Raw genomic sequence first — 12,745 nt, 5'->3', positions numbered from 1 at the left:
GTGTGATTTTGCGCGAAAAGGTGCGCTTTACCGCCGAAAACGCGGGTTTTGATGCGCGAAGCCTTGCCAAAAAGACCCCGGTTCCCTTCGCTTCCCCTAGGTCAGGCGGCGGGCGTGGATTGGGGGCAACAGATTGAAACGGCAACAAAAAAGCCCGGTGTCACCACCGGGCCTGCACAATCTTGTCAGCGGCCCCGCTCAGCGGCGGGGCACACCGGGGCGGCGGGCGGGCTGCGCGGCCGTCACCCGCACCGGGACCAGGTCCGTCAGTCGCGCCGGACGGCCCCCACGCGGCGGCGTATCATCGTCCGCCATGCGCATCACCGCGATGGCAAACTGCGCCCCGGCAAAGACCACGCCGTTGAACAGCACCATCATCATCGCGGCCAGCCAGCCCATTTCGGTCTCCAGCACCAGATGGCGCAGATTTGCGATGTCAAAGGCCACCAGCATGGCCACGAAAATGACCGCAAGGCCAAAGCCGATGGCGACATTGGTGATGTAAAGACGGATCAGTTTCGGCATGACGATTCCTCCTGCGTTAACCGGATGCTAACACTCTCCCACGCGGGGGCCAGCGCCAAACCGTCGCAGAACCGTCATTTTTGCGCATCAAGGGGTGGCGGCAAATTCCATGCGCATCCCGTCGGCCCCGGTCAGCACCAGATTGTCATCGGCCACGGCAACCGCCGCCACCTGGCTCAGCGCCGTCAGATAGGCCGTCTCGGCCTGCAGGTCGGGGCAGGCCATGCGTGTTGCCCCCACCGGACCAAGGGTCAGCGCGGGCAGCACACCACCCCGTGCCGCAAACCAGCGATTGCAGGGGGCCTGCCCGCTGGCCTGTTCCGGGTCGCGCAGATCCAGCGTGGCCTGTGCGGTGAAGGCACTGCCATTCAGCGACACAAGCCGCCACTCCTTTGCCAAAGCCTCTGCCGTCAGGCTTTGCGGCGGGTCTTCAGGCGTGCAGGCGGCAAGACAGATCAGGGCAAGGGCGGCAAGGCGGTTCATCGGGCACTCCGTAAAGACTTCATCCCGGATCAGACGCAGGGGCCATGGCAATCCTTGGCCCCTGCACCGGGATTAAACCGAAAAAGCCTCGGGCTTGGCTTCGCGGGCCATATGATCCAGCACGGCATTGACGAATTTCGGCTCTTTCCCATCGGGGAAAAACGCCTTGGCCACATCCACGAATTCCGTGATGACCACCTTGGGCGGCGTGGCCATGGCCACAAGCTCTGCCCCGGCGGCGCGGAACAGCGCGCGCAGCACCGGGTCGATCCGGTCGATCGGCCAGGCGGCCACCAGCGCGCGGTCGGTCAGCTGGTCGATCTTGGCCTGCCAGTTCACCGCCTCGCCCACGAGCGTGCGGAAATGGTTGGCATCGCCTTCCGCCATTTCCTCGCCGGTATCCAGCACCTCGCCAAAGCGATGCGTTTCAAATTCGCGCACCACACGTTCCACCGTCTGGCCCGAGCTTTCCATCTGGAACAGGGCCTGCACCGCAAACAGGCGGGCGGCGGATTTCATCTGGCGCTTGTCAGCTTTCGTCATGCGAGAGGCGCCCCCTTGGCGCGAAAACCGATCCCCTTGCGTTCCCCGCTCCAGCGGCGCGCGAGGGCGATCAGATGCAGCGCGGCGGCCGCAGCCCCCCCGCCTTTGTTCTGGCCCTGCGGATCAGCCCGCACATCGGCCTGTGGTTTGTTTTCCACCGTCAGGATGCCATTGCCGATGCAGGCCCCTTGCAGCCCCAGCAGCGTAATCGCGCGCGAGCTGTCATTGCAGACGGTGTCGTAATGCGTCGTCTCGCCCCGAATCACGCAGCCAAGCGCCACATAACCATCATAAGCGGACAGGCGTTCGGCCATGGCGATGGCGGACGGGATCTCCAGCGCGCCGGGCACCTCGATCACCTCGGCCTCGGCACCGCAGGCGGCGGCAACGGCCTGCGCGCCCGCCACCAGATTGTCGGCGATGTCCTTGTAATAAGGCGCCACCACGATCAGGAGCTTCACCGGCTTGTCAAAGCTCGGCAGCGGCAGGGTGTAATGCTGTTCAGACGCGGCCATGGATCACTCCGAAATCGGATGGGTGCCGGTGATCGACAGGCCATAAGCCTCAAGCCCGACCACCTTCGGCGCTTTGGAATTGGTGACAAGCGTGATGTCATGCAGCCCCAGCGCCGACAGGATCTGCGCGCCAAGCCCGTATTGGCGCAGGGTCTGCGGGGCAACCTCGCCCTCTTCCACCAGTTTCATCGCGGTATCGCGCAGCAGGACCACAACGCCCCGCCCTTCCGCCGCAATCAGACGCATGGCCCCCGGCAGTTCGTTCACATGATCGACGCTGCCGATGCCCAGCACGTCTTCCAGCGGGTTCAGCGCGTGCATCCGCACCAGAACCGGGCCGGGGGCGGACAGGTCGCCCTTGGTAAGCACCACATGCTCAGCGCCTTGCGCCTGATCGCCGAAGATCCGCATCACCCATTCGCCACCATGCACCGAGGTGACGCGTTTCACCGCGCGTTCCTTGACCAGATTGTCATGGCGGCGGCGATAGGCGATCAGGTCCGAAATCGTGCCGATCTTCAGCCCGTGTTTCTGCGCAAAGCTGACCAGATCGGGCAAACGCGCCATGGTGCCATCATCATTCATGATCTCGCAGATCACGCCGGCGGGTTTCAGACCGGCGAGACGCGCCACATCGGTCGCGGCTTCGGTATGGCCCGCGCGCACCAGCACACCGCCTTCGCGCGCCCGCAGCGGAAAGATATGACCCGGTGTCGCAATGTCCTGCGGCCCGGCCTTGTCATCAATGGCGACGGCAATCGTCAGCGCCCGGTCGCGAGCAGAAATGCCGGTTTCAACCCCTTCGCGCGCCTCGATGGAGACGGTGAAGGCGGTTTCATGCCGCGACGAGTTCTTGGAGGCCATCAGCGGCAGCCCCAGCGCGTCGATCCGCTCGCCCGGCAGCGTCAGGCAGATCAGGCCGCGCCCGTGGGTGGCCATGAAATTCACCGCCGCCGCGTCACACATTTCGGCGGGGATCACCAGATCGCCCTCATTCTCGCGGTCCTCGTGATCGACCAGAATGAACATGCGCCCGTTGCGCGCATCCGCGATGATTTCCTCGACAGAAGAAATCGCATCGGAGTAATCAGTCGTCTTTTCGCTCATGGCAGGCTCCGCGCAGCATTTACCGGAGCCTTACCGCGCCTGCGCGCCAAAGGCCAGAGGATCAAAGGGATGGCCGGGATGTCGCTTTCGTATTTTGATTGATCGGTTAATCAACAAAAACCAAATGCGCGGCACGTTACAGTGACGCAGCGGCAGAAGAACCGCAGTCAGGGCAGATCTGCCACGATCCCCGCCCATAAACCGACGCGATCCCCGGAGCCACCAACCCCGGATCCACCAACAAGGAGAGAGGAATGACCCTGATCATCAGCGCGGCCTATGTGACCGTGCTTCTCAGCGCGATATTCGTGATCGTGCGATGGGCCGATGTGCCCTGCAAAGGCGTGATGCCGGTGAATACCTTCACACTGGTGGCCCTGCTGTTCACTGCGGGCCTTGATATGGGCCTTGTGATGCTGCCCCTGACCGAGTTTCCCGTCTATGCCGGGGACGACGCCTATGCCTTCACCAACCCGCTGGCCGTTGAGTTTGGTATGTGGGGGCCGATGGTCTGGATGATGTATTTTCTGGCCGCGTTCTATTTCGTGGTGCTGGAACCCCGGCTGAAGGTGTTTGAAATTCCGGCGGTGAAATGGATTTACAATCTGACCATCATCGCCACCTGCGCCTTCACCGCCTATCTGTTCATGTCGGCCCTGCCCTCTTATGCGCCCGATCTGCCGTCCTGGGCCGTCTGGACGCTGGTGCTGGGGGTGATCGGCGTATCGGTCTATTCCAGCGGCAACCTGAATTTCATGAAATGGCTCGCCATCCTGTCGACCTGGGGGTTTGGCGTGCTGGTGTTCGTGGCGCTGGTGATCGTGGCCTATGTCTATACCGGGCTCGGCCTGACCGGGCTGCTGGGCAATGTGGGCAAGCTCTGGGGCTATTTCAGCAATCTGCACCGCTTTGCCACGCCGATCACCGATTACCATGAATTCTACCTGTTCTGGTGGTTCAGCTGGTCGATCATGATCGGGCAGTTTGTGGCGAATTTCGTCGGCGGCATGAAAAGCTGGCGGCTGGCCTTTGCCATGGTCGTGCTGCCCACCATCCCGCTGGGCCTGTGGTTTGCGGTGCTGTTCATCTATTTTGAACAGCAGATCGTCATTCCCGGCTGGCTGAACTGGGCGATGATTTCGGTGGGGGTGGTGTTCGTCGTCAACTCGCTCGACAGTCTGATCCGGCTTTACAGCGCCAATCTGGGCTGGGGCGTGAAAGAGCTGGGCTGGCAGAAATACTTCCCGCTGCATTTCGGCCTGCAATGCGCGCTGGTGCTGGCCTATCAGTTCACCCCGTTCAAGATTGAATGGGTGGGCGTGGTGGTGATCGGGCTTTATGCCATGGTCTATGTCGCGATTTTCACCCGCCGCCACCATGTGCGCGACGCGCTGCGCGACAGCCGGGCCATCAAGGTGTGAAGACCCGCGTCGCCGGCAGGTAATAGGCAAGCTTTCCGGCGGCGCACCATTCGGCCTCGAACGGGGCATCCCCCACCAGAACCACGCCATCGGCGGGCCATGCCCCGCGGGCGGTGCGCAGCGCCGTGCGGGCCTCGGCAAAACGGCCATAGGGGCGCGGGGCCGGGTGGCTTTGGTGCAGCGGCGGCATCGCCTCGGCCAGCGCCTCGGGTGTCAGCGGCGCCACGGCGAGACCGATCCGCGCACAGCCCTGCACCGCCGTCAGCCGCGGACGGATCACCGCCGGTGCGGCCAGCCGCAGGGCATTGGACGAAAACAGGAAGGCCACCACATCATGCCCCGATGCGGCGCGGATGCTGGCATAGGTCTTGTAGTCCAGACCCAACTCCTGCGCGCGGCGCACCCGGCCGCGCAGCACCTCGATCGGCAGATGCGGCAGCAGCGCGGCACGCGCCTCGGTCCAGCAATGCCTGCGCCATGAGGTGCCGGTCAGCGCGGGCCCGCGATTATGTCCGAGGCCCGCCATGGCTCAACCCCAGTCGCGCAGGCGCGCCACATAGCGGGCCATGGTGTCAACCTCCAGATTGACGCGATTGCCCGCCGCCACCTCGTCCCAGGTAGTCACGCTTTGCGTATGCGGGATGAAGTTGATGCCGAAATCGCAACCCTCCACCTCGTTCACCGTCAGCGAGGTGCCATTCAGCGCGACCGAGCCTTTCGGCGCGATGAACTTCGCCAAGGACTCCGGGGCGCGGAAAGTCACACGCAGGCTGTCGCCCTCGGGGGTGATGCGCATCACTTCGGCCACGCCATCGACATGCCCCGACACGATATGCCCGCCCAGCTCATCGCCCACCTTCAGCGCGCGCTCCAGATTCAGGCGCTTGCCCACAGCCCATGCGCCGATATTGGTCTTGCCGACGCTTTCGGCACTGATCTGCACATCGAACCAGTTCTGCGGCGTGCGGCCAAGGGCGATCACCGTCAGGCACACCCCGTCGCAGGCAATGGAGGCGCCGATATCAATGCCCGCCACATCATAGGCGGTGCCGATCCGCGCCCGCAGATCCCCCGCCTGTTCCAGTTCCAGCACCTTGCCGATGTCGGTGACGATCCCCGTAAACATTCAGACACTCCTGAGCCGTTTCCAGATGCCTAGCCCCCGGCGGCGACACACGCAAGACCCAGCGCAAGGGGGCCATGACCGCCACGCCTGTGCCACACTCGCGCCGCGCTTGCCGATTAATTTGGCGGCAGATCGTCAAGAATTCCCCTTCAAGACGGGGTAAGACGTGATAGGCAAAGGGAAAACACGCCCGCATGATCCATGCGGGCGCATATTGGGCAGAGCATGCAGCCGACCACCGCACCATCGACCACGGGACTGACAGGGGCAGGACGCACATTCCTGTTCCTGCAAGGCCCGCATGGGCCATGGTTCCGCCGTCTGGGCCGCATGTTGGCCGCAACCGGCGCGCAGGTCTGGCGGGTGGGTTTCAATCGGGGTGATCGCGCCTTCTGGCCCGATGCCGCCAGCTATATCCCCTATCGCGGCAGTCTGGAGCATTGGCCCGAGGCCTTTGCCGCGCTGATCCAGACGCGGCAGGTCACTGACATCGTGCTGTATGGCGATACCCGCCCTGTTCATGCCCATGCCATCCGGCTGGCCCGCGCCGCAGGCCTGACCGTGCATGTGTTCGAAGAGGGCTATCTGCGCCCCCATTGGGTGACTTATGAGCGCGGCGGATCCAATGGCCATTCGCGGCTGATGACGCTGAGCCTGCCGGAGATGCAGGCGGCGCTGGCGCAATCGGACATGGATCTGCCCGATGCCCCGGCGCGCTGGGGCGACATGCGCGAACATATGTTCTATGGCGCGCTCTACCACTGGTTCGTGATGACCGGGTTCTGGGATTACCGCGCCTATCGCCCGCACCGCGCCCTCACGGTGGGGCAGGAATTCTGGCTTTATTGCAAACGCCTGGCGCTGCTGCCGCTGCATGCGCTGGAACGGCGGCTGGCCACCTTCCGCATCACCCATGGCGGCTTTCCCTATCATCTGGTGTTGCTGCAACTGGAACATGACAGCAGTTTCCAGATGCACTCGCCCTTCAGCACCATGCGCGAGTTTCTGGCGGTGGTGATCGAAGGCTTTGCCAAGGGCGCCGCACCGCATCACCATCTGGTGTTCAAGGCGCATCCGCTGGAGGATGGCCGCATCCCCGTCGCGCAGGAAATCCGCCGCATGGCCCGCGCGCATGGCATTGCTGATCGGGTGCATTTCGTGCGCGGTGGCAAGCTTGCCCCCCTGCTCAACCATGCCCGCAGCGCCGTCACCGTCAATTCCACCGCAGGCCAGCAGGTGCTGTGGCGCGGCCTGCCGCTCAAGACCTTTGGCGCGGCGGTCTATGCCAAACCGGAATTCGTCTCGACCCAGAGCCTGCCGGATTTCTTTCGCCAGCCCAGCCGCCCCGACAGCCGCGCCTATCGCGATTACCGCCATTATCTGCTGGAAACCAGTCAGGTTCCGGGTGGCTTTTATTCGGCGCGCGGGCGGCGCGCGCTGCTGCGGCAGGTGGTCGATATGATGCTCGCCCCCGAGGATCCCTATGATGCGCTGACCTCGGGTAACGCGGCACCGCGGCAACAGTTGCGGCTCGTCACTTGAGCCACGCAAGACAGACTGGCATTTTCTTCTACCTTTCTGTAGGTTTGCTTAAAAAACTTGAGGCAAAATCCAATAAAGGAGCCCGAGCAGTGAAATTGACGACATCCAAAGGGGCCAGAGCACTGGTCCTTGTTGCACTTGTTGCGACGGTTGGCGCCTGCGGTTTGCCCCGCTCTGGCCCCAACAAACGGGAAATCTTTGCAGGTTCGGTGCTGAAACAGGGCGATGCCTACGTTGTCACCGTGAACAGTCGCGTCACCCGCGCCACCGCTGTCATGCCAGCCTTCGGGTTCGGATCCAGCTTCCGCAATGCGGGGGTTGTCGGCTCTGACACCATCAACGCCGGTGACCTTCTGGCACTGACCGTGTTCGAAAACGTGAAGGACGATCCGCTGCTGGGTAATACCGGCCAGCGCGTGTCCTTGCTCGATCAGGTGCAGGTCGATGGGCAGGGCTACATTTTCGTGCCCTATGCCGGCAAGGTGAAGGCTGCAGGTCAGACGCCCGACGGGCTGCGCCAGATCCTGACCAAGAAGCTCGACAGCCAGACCCCGGACCCGCAGATCACCGTGCAGCGGCTTGCGGGCGATGGGCAAACCGTATCGGTTTCGGGCGCTGTCACCGGGCAAGGCGTCTATCCGATCGAACGGCCCACGCGCACCCTGTCGACCATGCTGGCAAAATCGGGCGGCATCGCCATCGAGCCTGCCGTGGCGATCGTGCGGGTGACGCGCGGCGGCCAGACCGGCAAGGTATGGTTGCAGGATCTTTACGAAAATCCGGGGCTGGATATCGCCCTGCGCGGCGGCGATCAGATCGTGGTCGAACGCGACCAGCGCGCCTTTACCGCCCTCGGGGCCACAGGCGCGCAAAGCCTTGTGCCGTTTGAATCGCAGACCCTCTCTGCCATCGAGGCGATTGCGCAGGTCGGTGGTCTGGCGACCTCACTGGCCGATCCGACCGGGGTGTTTGTGTTCCGCAACGAACCGGCGGAAATCGCCAATTCGGTGCTGGGCCGCAAGGATCTGCGCGGCGATCAGCGCATGGTCTATGTGCTGGACCTGACGCAACCCACCGGCATGTTCGAGGCGCGCGATTTCCTGATCCGCGACGGCGACACGGTTTATGTGACCGAAGCGCCCTTCGTGCAATGGACCAAGACCATCGGCGCGATCACCGGAACCGCGGGCGCTGCGGATTCGCTGGCCAGCGTCGGCTCTTCGGGCGGCTGAGGCGGCCTTGGCCGTCGAGACCTATCCCAGATCTGCCGCCGGGGGCCTTCCCCGGCGGCTTTTCTTTTACAATGCGGGCTTTCTGCGCCAGCCCCGGCTGCGGCGTATCCTGACCTTGGCCGGGCATGATCTGCGGCTGGGCCTGCCCGGCCCCGAGGATGGCGTGGTGGTCTGGGGCCGCTCGCCCTATGCCGCGCGCGGCGAAGCGGTGGCGGAGCGGCGGGCGGTGCCGCTGCTGCGGCTGGAGGATGCCTTCCTGCGCTCCATCCGCCCCGGGCGCGCCGGCGATGCCCCGCTCGGGCTGCTGCTGGACCGGCGCGGCGTGCATTTCGATGCCGCGTCACCCTCGGACATGGAGCATCTGCTCGCCACGCACCGCTTGGACGATTCAAACCTTTTGCGCCGTGCGCGTGAAGGCATGGCGCGGCTGCGCGCGCTCGATCTATCAAAATACAACATTCACGATCCCGCGCTGCCCCCGCCGCCGCCCGGCTACGTTCTGGTGGTGGATCAGACGCGCGGCGATGCCTCGATCCACCATGCGGGTGCCACCGAGGCGACCTTCCGCGAAATGCTGATCCATGCCCAGCTCGATCATCCCGGCGCGCCGGTCTGGATCAAGACCCATCCCGAAACGGCGGGCGGCGGGCGCACCGGGCATTACGGGCCGCAGGATGAAACCAGCCGGGTGCGCCTGCTGGCCGATCCCGTGTCGCCGCATGCCCTGCTCGCCGGGGCGATTGCGGTCTATACCGTCTCGTCGCAGTTGGGGTTCGAGGCGATTTGCGCGGGCCACCGCCCCCGCGTTTTTGCCCAGCCGTTCTATGCAGGCTGGGGCCTGACCGAGGATGACAGCCCGCCGCCGCGCCGCTGCCGCCGTCTGACCCGGGCGCAGTTGTTCGCAGCCGCGATGATCCTCGCGCCGATCTGGTATGACCCGTGCCGAGACCGGCTGTGTTCGTTCGAACAGGCGGTGGATCAGCTTGAGGCCGAGGCCCGCCGCTTCCGCGAGGATCGCCATGGCCACGTTGCGCTGGGGATGCGGCTGTGGAAACGCGGGCGGCTGCAAGCGGTGTTCGGGCAGGACCGCCCGCTGTGCTTTGCAGACGATCCGCAGCGCGCGCAGGCAAAGGCCAGTGCCGAGGGGCGGGGCCTGCTGGTCTGGGCGGGCAAGGAGGCCGGGCCGCTGGCCGCGCCGCAGGGCGTGCGCCGGGTGGAGGATGGCTTTTTGCGCTCGCGTGGGTTGGGGGCGGAACTGGTGCCGCCGCTCAGCCTCGTGACCGATGATCTGGGCATCTATTACGATCCGTCGCGCGAAAGCCGGTTGGAGCGGCTGATCACCGCCCCCCTGCCCCCCGGCGGCGCAGAGCGGGCCGAGCGCCTGCTGGAGCGGCTGATTGCCGCCGGGCTGACCAAATACAATCTGGGCGGCGGGCTGGCCGATCTGCCCACAGGCCATCGGATTCTTGTGCCCGGACAGGTGGAGGATGACGCCTCGATCCGGCTGGGCGCAGGCCCGATTGCGACCAATCTGGCGCTGTTGCAGGCCGTGCGCGCGGCGCATCCAGACGCCGTGATCGTCTACAAACCCCACCCGGATGTCGAAGCGGGCCTGCGCCCCGGTGCGGTAGATGCGGCGGGTCTTGCCGATGTCATCGCCCGCAAGGCCGACCCGCTGGCGCTGATGGCTGCCTGCGATGAGGTCTGGACAATGACCTCGCTTCTGGGCTTCGAGGCCCTGATCCGGGGCAAAGCTGTCACCTGTACGGGGGCGCCGTTTTATGCGGGCTGGGGTCTGACCCGTGATCTGGGGCCGGTGCCCACCCGGCGGCACCATGCTGCGGATGGGCATCCGCTGCCGCGACCGACGCTTCTGCATCTTGTCCACGCGGCGCTGATTGCCTATCCGCGATATTATGATCCGGTCAGCCGCCGCCCCTGCCCACCCGAAGTGGTTCTGGACCGGCTGTCACAGGGTGCGATCCCGCATCCGGGGGCCGCAAATCGCCTTCTGGCGAAGCTGCAAGGCACAATGGCGGGCTATGCCCACCTCTGGCGTCAGTAAATGTACCGAATCTGTTCGGTCCAATAGCGTTCGATGCGTTTCAGCGCCTGATTGACATCTTCCAGCCCCGCCGGGGTGATCACCCCGCGCTGGTCCAGCGTTTCGGCCTGACGCACGAACAGATCATTCAGCACAGTGCGCACGCGGCGGCCCTTTTCCGTCAGCCGCACCCGCACCGACCGCCGGTCCACTTCGGACCGCTGATGGTGCATATAGCCCAGCTCAACCAGCTTTTTCAGGTTATAGCTGACATTGCTGCCCTGATAGTAGCCACGCGACTTCAACTCGCCCGCCGTCACTTCGTTTTCACCGATGTTGAACAGCAGAAGCGCCTGAACCGGGTTGATTTCCAACACGCCCAGACGCTCGAACTCGTCTTTCACCACATCGAGCATCAGCCTGTGCAGCCGCTCCAGCAGTGAAAGATTTTCCAGATAACCCAGCATGAACGCCTTATGCGAGCCATCCAGAACCTTTTGATGAACAGACATTCCCCTCTCCGACTGACCGCGATCAACTGTCAGGGTCGACTCAAAAAGGAAATATTTCGTAAATTTTCATAAATTATTTGCCGAAGATGCATGTTTTCTCCGAACGGGGGCAGCGCCGATCAGCGCCCCGCCTGCAACCGCGCCCGCGCAAAGGCCCCGATTTCGGCAATCAACACCATATATTGCGGCGGCGCTTCTTGCTGACCCAAGACCCAGGGCAGCAGATCCTGGTCATTTTCGGCCAACAGCAGGTCATAGAGCGCCAGCCGGTCTTCCGTCATGCCAGCCAGATGCGCCTCGGCATAGGGGCCAAGCACCAGATCCATCTCCTTGGTGCCGCGCCGCCAGGACCGCATTGCCATCCGCTTCAGCCGGGCTTCTGCCGTTTCAACCATGCCTGTTTTCCCCTGCGTCCATTCCACTTGCCCAAAGCCGCGCCCGCGCCTAGAAGTTCGGCGAACCCCAAGCCTGCCGGAGCTTTCCATGGCCTTCCTGTCCGATACCCTTGCCCGTGTCAAACCCTCGCCCACCATCGCGGTCACCACCAAGGCGGCCGAACTGAAAGCGGCAGGCAAGGACGTGATCGGCCTTGGCGCGGGCGAGCCGGATTTCGACACGCCGCAAAACATCAAGGACGCGGCCAAACGCGCCATTGATCAGGGCAAGACCAAATACACCGCCGTCGATGGCATCCCCGAGCTGAAAAAGGCGATCTGCGCCAAGTTCCTGCGCGAAAACGGCCTGACCTATGCGCCGAACCAGATCACCGTCGGCACCGGCGGCAAGCAGATCCTTTACAATGCGCTGATGGCCACCTGCAATCCGGGCGATGAGGTGATCATCCCGGCGCCCTACTGGGTGTCCTATCCCGATATGGTGCTGCTGGCGGGGGGCACCCCCGTCACCGTCGCCGCCGGGATTGAAACGCAGTTCAAGCTGACCCCGGCGCAACTGGAAGCGGCGATCACGCCGAAAACCAAGTGGTTCATTTTCAACAGCCCGTCCAACCCGACCGGCGCAGGCTATACCCGCGCCGAGCTGCGGGCGCTGTGCGATGTGCTGATGCGCCATCCGCAGGTCTGGATCATGACGGATGACATGTATGAACATCTGGTGTTCGACGATTTCGAATTCACCACCCCCGCCCAGGTGGAACCCGGCCTCTATGACCGCACGCTGACCTGCAATGGCGTCTCCAAATCCTATGCGATGACCGGCTGGCGCATCGGCTATGCCGCAGGCCCGGTGCATCTGATCAAGGCGATGGGCACGATCCAGTCGCAATCCACCTCCAACCCCTGCTCGGTCAGCCAATATGCGGCGCTTGAAGGCCTGACAGGCCCGCAAGAGTTTCTGACCCACAACAAGGCCCTGTTCCAGCGCCGCCGCGATCTGGTGGTGGGCATGCTCAATCAGGCCAAGGGCATCACCTGCCCGACGCCCGAAGGGGCGTTTTATGTCTATCCCGACATTTCAGGCTGTATCGGCAAGACCTCTGCCGCCGGCACGAAAATCGTGGATGACGAGGCATTTGCCACGGCCCTGCTGGAAGAAACCGGGGTTGCGGTGGTGTTTGGCGCTGCCTTCGGTCTTTCACCCAACTTCCGTGTCAGCTACGCTACGTCAGATGACGCATTGCGCGAGGCGTGCAGCCGCATCCAGCAGTTTTGTGAGCAATTGACATAAGGGGGCCCG

The 12,745-nt window shown here is 63.9% G+C and carries 14 protein-coding genes; 5 read left to right on the top strand and 9 right to left on the bottom strand.

What is annotated here, in order from left to right:
- Positions 1-198 precede the first annotated feature (198 nt).
- The 5 genes from KM031_RS15220 to ribB form a co-directional block, all read right to left on the bottom strand.
- Positions 199-525, bottom strand: coding sequence for a hypothetical protein (locus tag KM031_RS15220; protein WP_215506499.1), 327 nt, complete (start codon positions 523-525; stop codon positions 199-201).
- Positions 526-612: 87 nt separating this feature from the next.
- Positions 613-1,008: an META domain-containing protein gene (locus KM031_RS15215; RefSeq protein ID WP_215506501.1), complete on the bottom strand. Its 396-nt coding sequence runs from the start codon at positions 1,006-1,008 to the stop codon at positions 613-615.
- Positions 1,009-1,080: 72 nt separating this feature from the next.
- A complete protein-coding gene (gene nusB, locus KM031_RS15210; RefSeq protein WP_246567244.1) occupies positions 1,081-1,551 on the bottom strand; it encodes a transcription antitermination factor NusB in 471 nt (156 codons plus the stop codon).
- Positions 1,548-2,066 (bottom strand): 6,7-dimethyl-8-ribityllumazine synthase, encoded by a 519-nt coding sequence (locus KM031_RS15205; protein ID WP_215506503.1) that lies wholly within the window; start codon positions 2,064-2,066, stop codon positions 1,548-1,550. Before KM031_RS15205 ends, nusB begins: the two co-directional genes overlap by 4 nt.
- Before the next feature lie 3 nt (positions 2,067-2,069).
- Complete coding sequence (gene ribB / locus KM031_RS15200; RefSeq protein ID WP_215506505.1) at positions 2,070-3,173, bottom strand: 3,4-dihydroxy-2-butanone-4-phosphate synthase; 1,104 nt, start codon at positions 3,171-3,173, stop codon at positions 2,070-2,072.
- A 254-nt stretch (positions 3,174-3,427) separates the two neighbouring features.
- Between ribB and KM031_RS15195 the strand changes: the two genes are divergently transcribed.
- Complete coding sequence (locus KM031_RS15195; protein ID WP_215506507.1) at positions 3,428-4,594, top strand: BCCT family transporter; 1,167 nt, start codon at positions 3,428-3,430, stop codon at positions 4,592-4,594.
- On the opposite strand, the gene KM031_RS15190 is transcribed toward KM031_RS15195, so the two are convergent.
- Both KM031_RS15190 and KM031_RS15185 read right to left on the bottom strand, forming a co-directional pair.
- On the bottom strand, positions 4,584-5,120 hold the full coding sequence (locus tag KM031_RS15190; protein WP_215506510.1) for a hypothetical protein: 537 nt from the start codon (positions 5,118-5,120) through the stop codon (positions 4,584-4,586). The genes KM031_RS15195 and KM031_RS15190 overlap by 11 nt on opposite strands.
- Positions 5,121-5,123: 3 nt before the next feature.
- Positions 5,124-5,720: a riboflavin synthase gene (locus tag KM031_RS15185; RefSeq protein WP_215506512.1), complete on the bottom strand. Its 597-nt coding sequence runs from the start codon at positions 5,718-5,720 to the stop codon at positions 5,124-5,126.
- 225 nt (positions 5,721-5,945) lie between these two features.
- On the opposite strand from KM031_RS15185, the gene KM031_RS15180 reads away from it, so the two are divergent.
- From KM031_RS15180 to KM031_RS15170, 3 genes are all read left to right on the top strand, one after another.
- Positions 5,946-7,262, top strand: coding sequence for a capsule polysaccharide biogenesis protein (locus KM031_RS15180; RefSeq protein WP_215506514.1), 1,317 nt, complete (start codon positions 5,946-5,948; stop codon positions 7,260-7,262).
- 89 nt (positions 7,263-7,351) lie between these two features.
- Positions 7,352-8,494, top strand: a complete 1,143-nt coding sequence (locus KM031_RS15175) for a polysaccharide biosynthesis/export family protein (protein WP_215506516.1) — start codon at positions 7,352-7,354, stop codon at positions 8,492-8,494.
- A 7-nt stretch (positions 8,495-8,501) separates the two neighbouring features.
- Positions 8,502-10,559: a capsule polysaccharide biogenesis protein gene (locus KM031_RS15170; RefSeq protein ID WP_215506518.1), complete on the top strand. Its 2,058-nt coding sequence runs from the start codon at positions 8,502-8,504 to the stop codon at positions 10,557-10,559.
- Here the strand turns inward: KM031_RS15170 and KM031_RS15165 are convergent.
- Positions 10,553-11,050, bottom strand: coding sequence for a MarR family winged helix-turn-helix transcriptional regulator (locus KM031_RS15165; protein WP_215506519.1), 498 nt, complete (start codon positions 11,048-11,050; stop codon positions 10,553-10,555). The genes KM031_RS15170 and KM031_RS15165 overlap by 7 nt on opposite strands.
- A gap of 119 nt (positions 11,051-11,169) precedes the next feature.
- The gene (locus KM031_RS15160; protein ID WP_215506521.1) at positions 11,170-11,445 is read right to left on the bottom strand and encodes an FAD assembly factor SdhE; all 276 of its coding nucleotides are present in this window, start codon (positions 11,443-11,445) and stop codon (positions 11,170-11,172) included.
- Positions 11,446-11,533: 88 nt separating this feature from the next.
- Here KM031_RS15160 and KM031_RS15155 point away from each other — a divergent pair, with 88 nt between their 5' ends.
- Complete coding sequence (locus tag KM031_RS15155) at positions 11,534-12,736, top strand: pyridoxal phosphate-dependent aminotransferase (protein ID WP_215506523.1); 1,203 nt, start codon at positions 11,534-11,536, stop codon at positions 12,734-12,736.
- The last annotated feature ends 9 nt before the right edge of the window (positions 12,737-12,745 follow it).

Source organism: Gemmobacter fulvus (assembly GCF_018798885.1).
GTDB classification, from domain to species: Bacteria; Pseudomonadota; Alphaproteobacteria; order Rhodobacterales; family Rhodobacteraceae; genus Gemmobacter; species Gemmobacter fulvus.
This window is presented reverse-complemented; position numbering and strand designations above follow the sequence as displayed.

What these genes read in the sequence shown, in the direction of transcription:
- KM031_RS15205 (WP_215506503.1), bottom strand. Translation starts at nt 2,066, where the DNA reads ATGGCCGCGTCTGAACAGCATTACACCCTGCCGCTGCCGAGCTTTGAC.
- KM031_RS15185 (WP_215506512.1), bottom strand. Translation starts at nt 5,720, where the DNA reads ATGTTTACGGGGATCGTCACCGACATCGGCAAGGTGCTGGAACTGGAA.
- ribB (WP_215506505.1), bottom strand. Translation starts at nt 3,173, where the DNA reads ATGAGCGAAAAGACGACTGATTACTCCGATGCGATTTCTTCTGTCGAG.
- KM031_RS15195 (WP_215506507.1), top strand. Translation starts at nt 3,428, where the DNA reads ATGACCCTGATCATCAGCGCGGCCTATGTGACCGTGCTTCTCAGCGCG.
- KM031_RS15160 (WP_215506521.1), bottom strand. Translation starts at nt 11,445, where the DNA reads ATGGTTGAAACGGCAGAAGCCCGGCTGAAGCGGATGGCAATGCGGTCC.
- KM031_RS15190 (WP_215506510.1), bottom strand. Translation starts at nt 5,120, where the DNA reads ATGGCGGGCCTCGGACATAATCGCGGGCCCGCGCTGACCGGCACCTCA.
- KM031_RS15220 (WP_215506499.1), bottom strand. Translation starts at nt 525, where the DNA reads ATGCCGAAACTGATCCGTCTTTACATCACCAATGTCGCCATCGGCTTT.
- KM031_RS15155 (WP_215506523.1), top strand. Translation starts at nt 11,534, where the DNA reads ATGGCCTTCCTGTCCGATACCCTTGCCCGTGTCAAACCCTCGCCCACC.
- KM031_RS15215 (WP_215506501.1), bottom strand. Translation starts at nt 1,008, where the DNA reads ATGAACCGCCTTGCCGCCCTTGCCCTGATCTGTCTTGCCGCCTGCACG.
- nusB (WP_246567244.1), bottom strand. Translation starts at nt 1,551, where the DNA reads ATGACGAAAGCTGACAAGCGCCAGATGAAATCCGCCGCCCGCCTGTTT.
- KM031_RS15165 (WP_215506519.1), bottom strand. Translation starts at nt 11,050, where the DNA reads ATGTCTGTTCATCAAAAGGTTCTGGATGGCTCGCATAAGGCGTTCATG.
- KM031_RS15180 (WP_215506514.1), top strand. Translation starts at nt 5,946, where the DNA reads ATGCAGCCGACCACCGCACCATCGACCACGGGACTGACAGGGGCAGGA.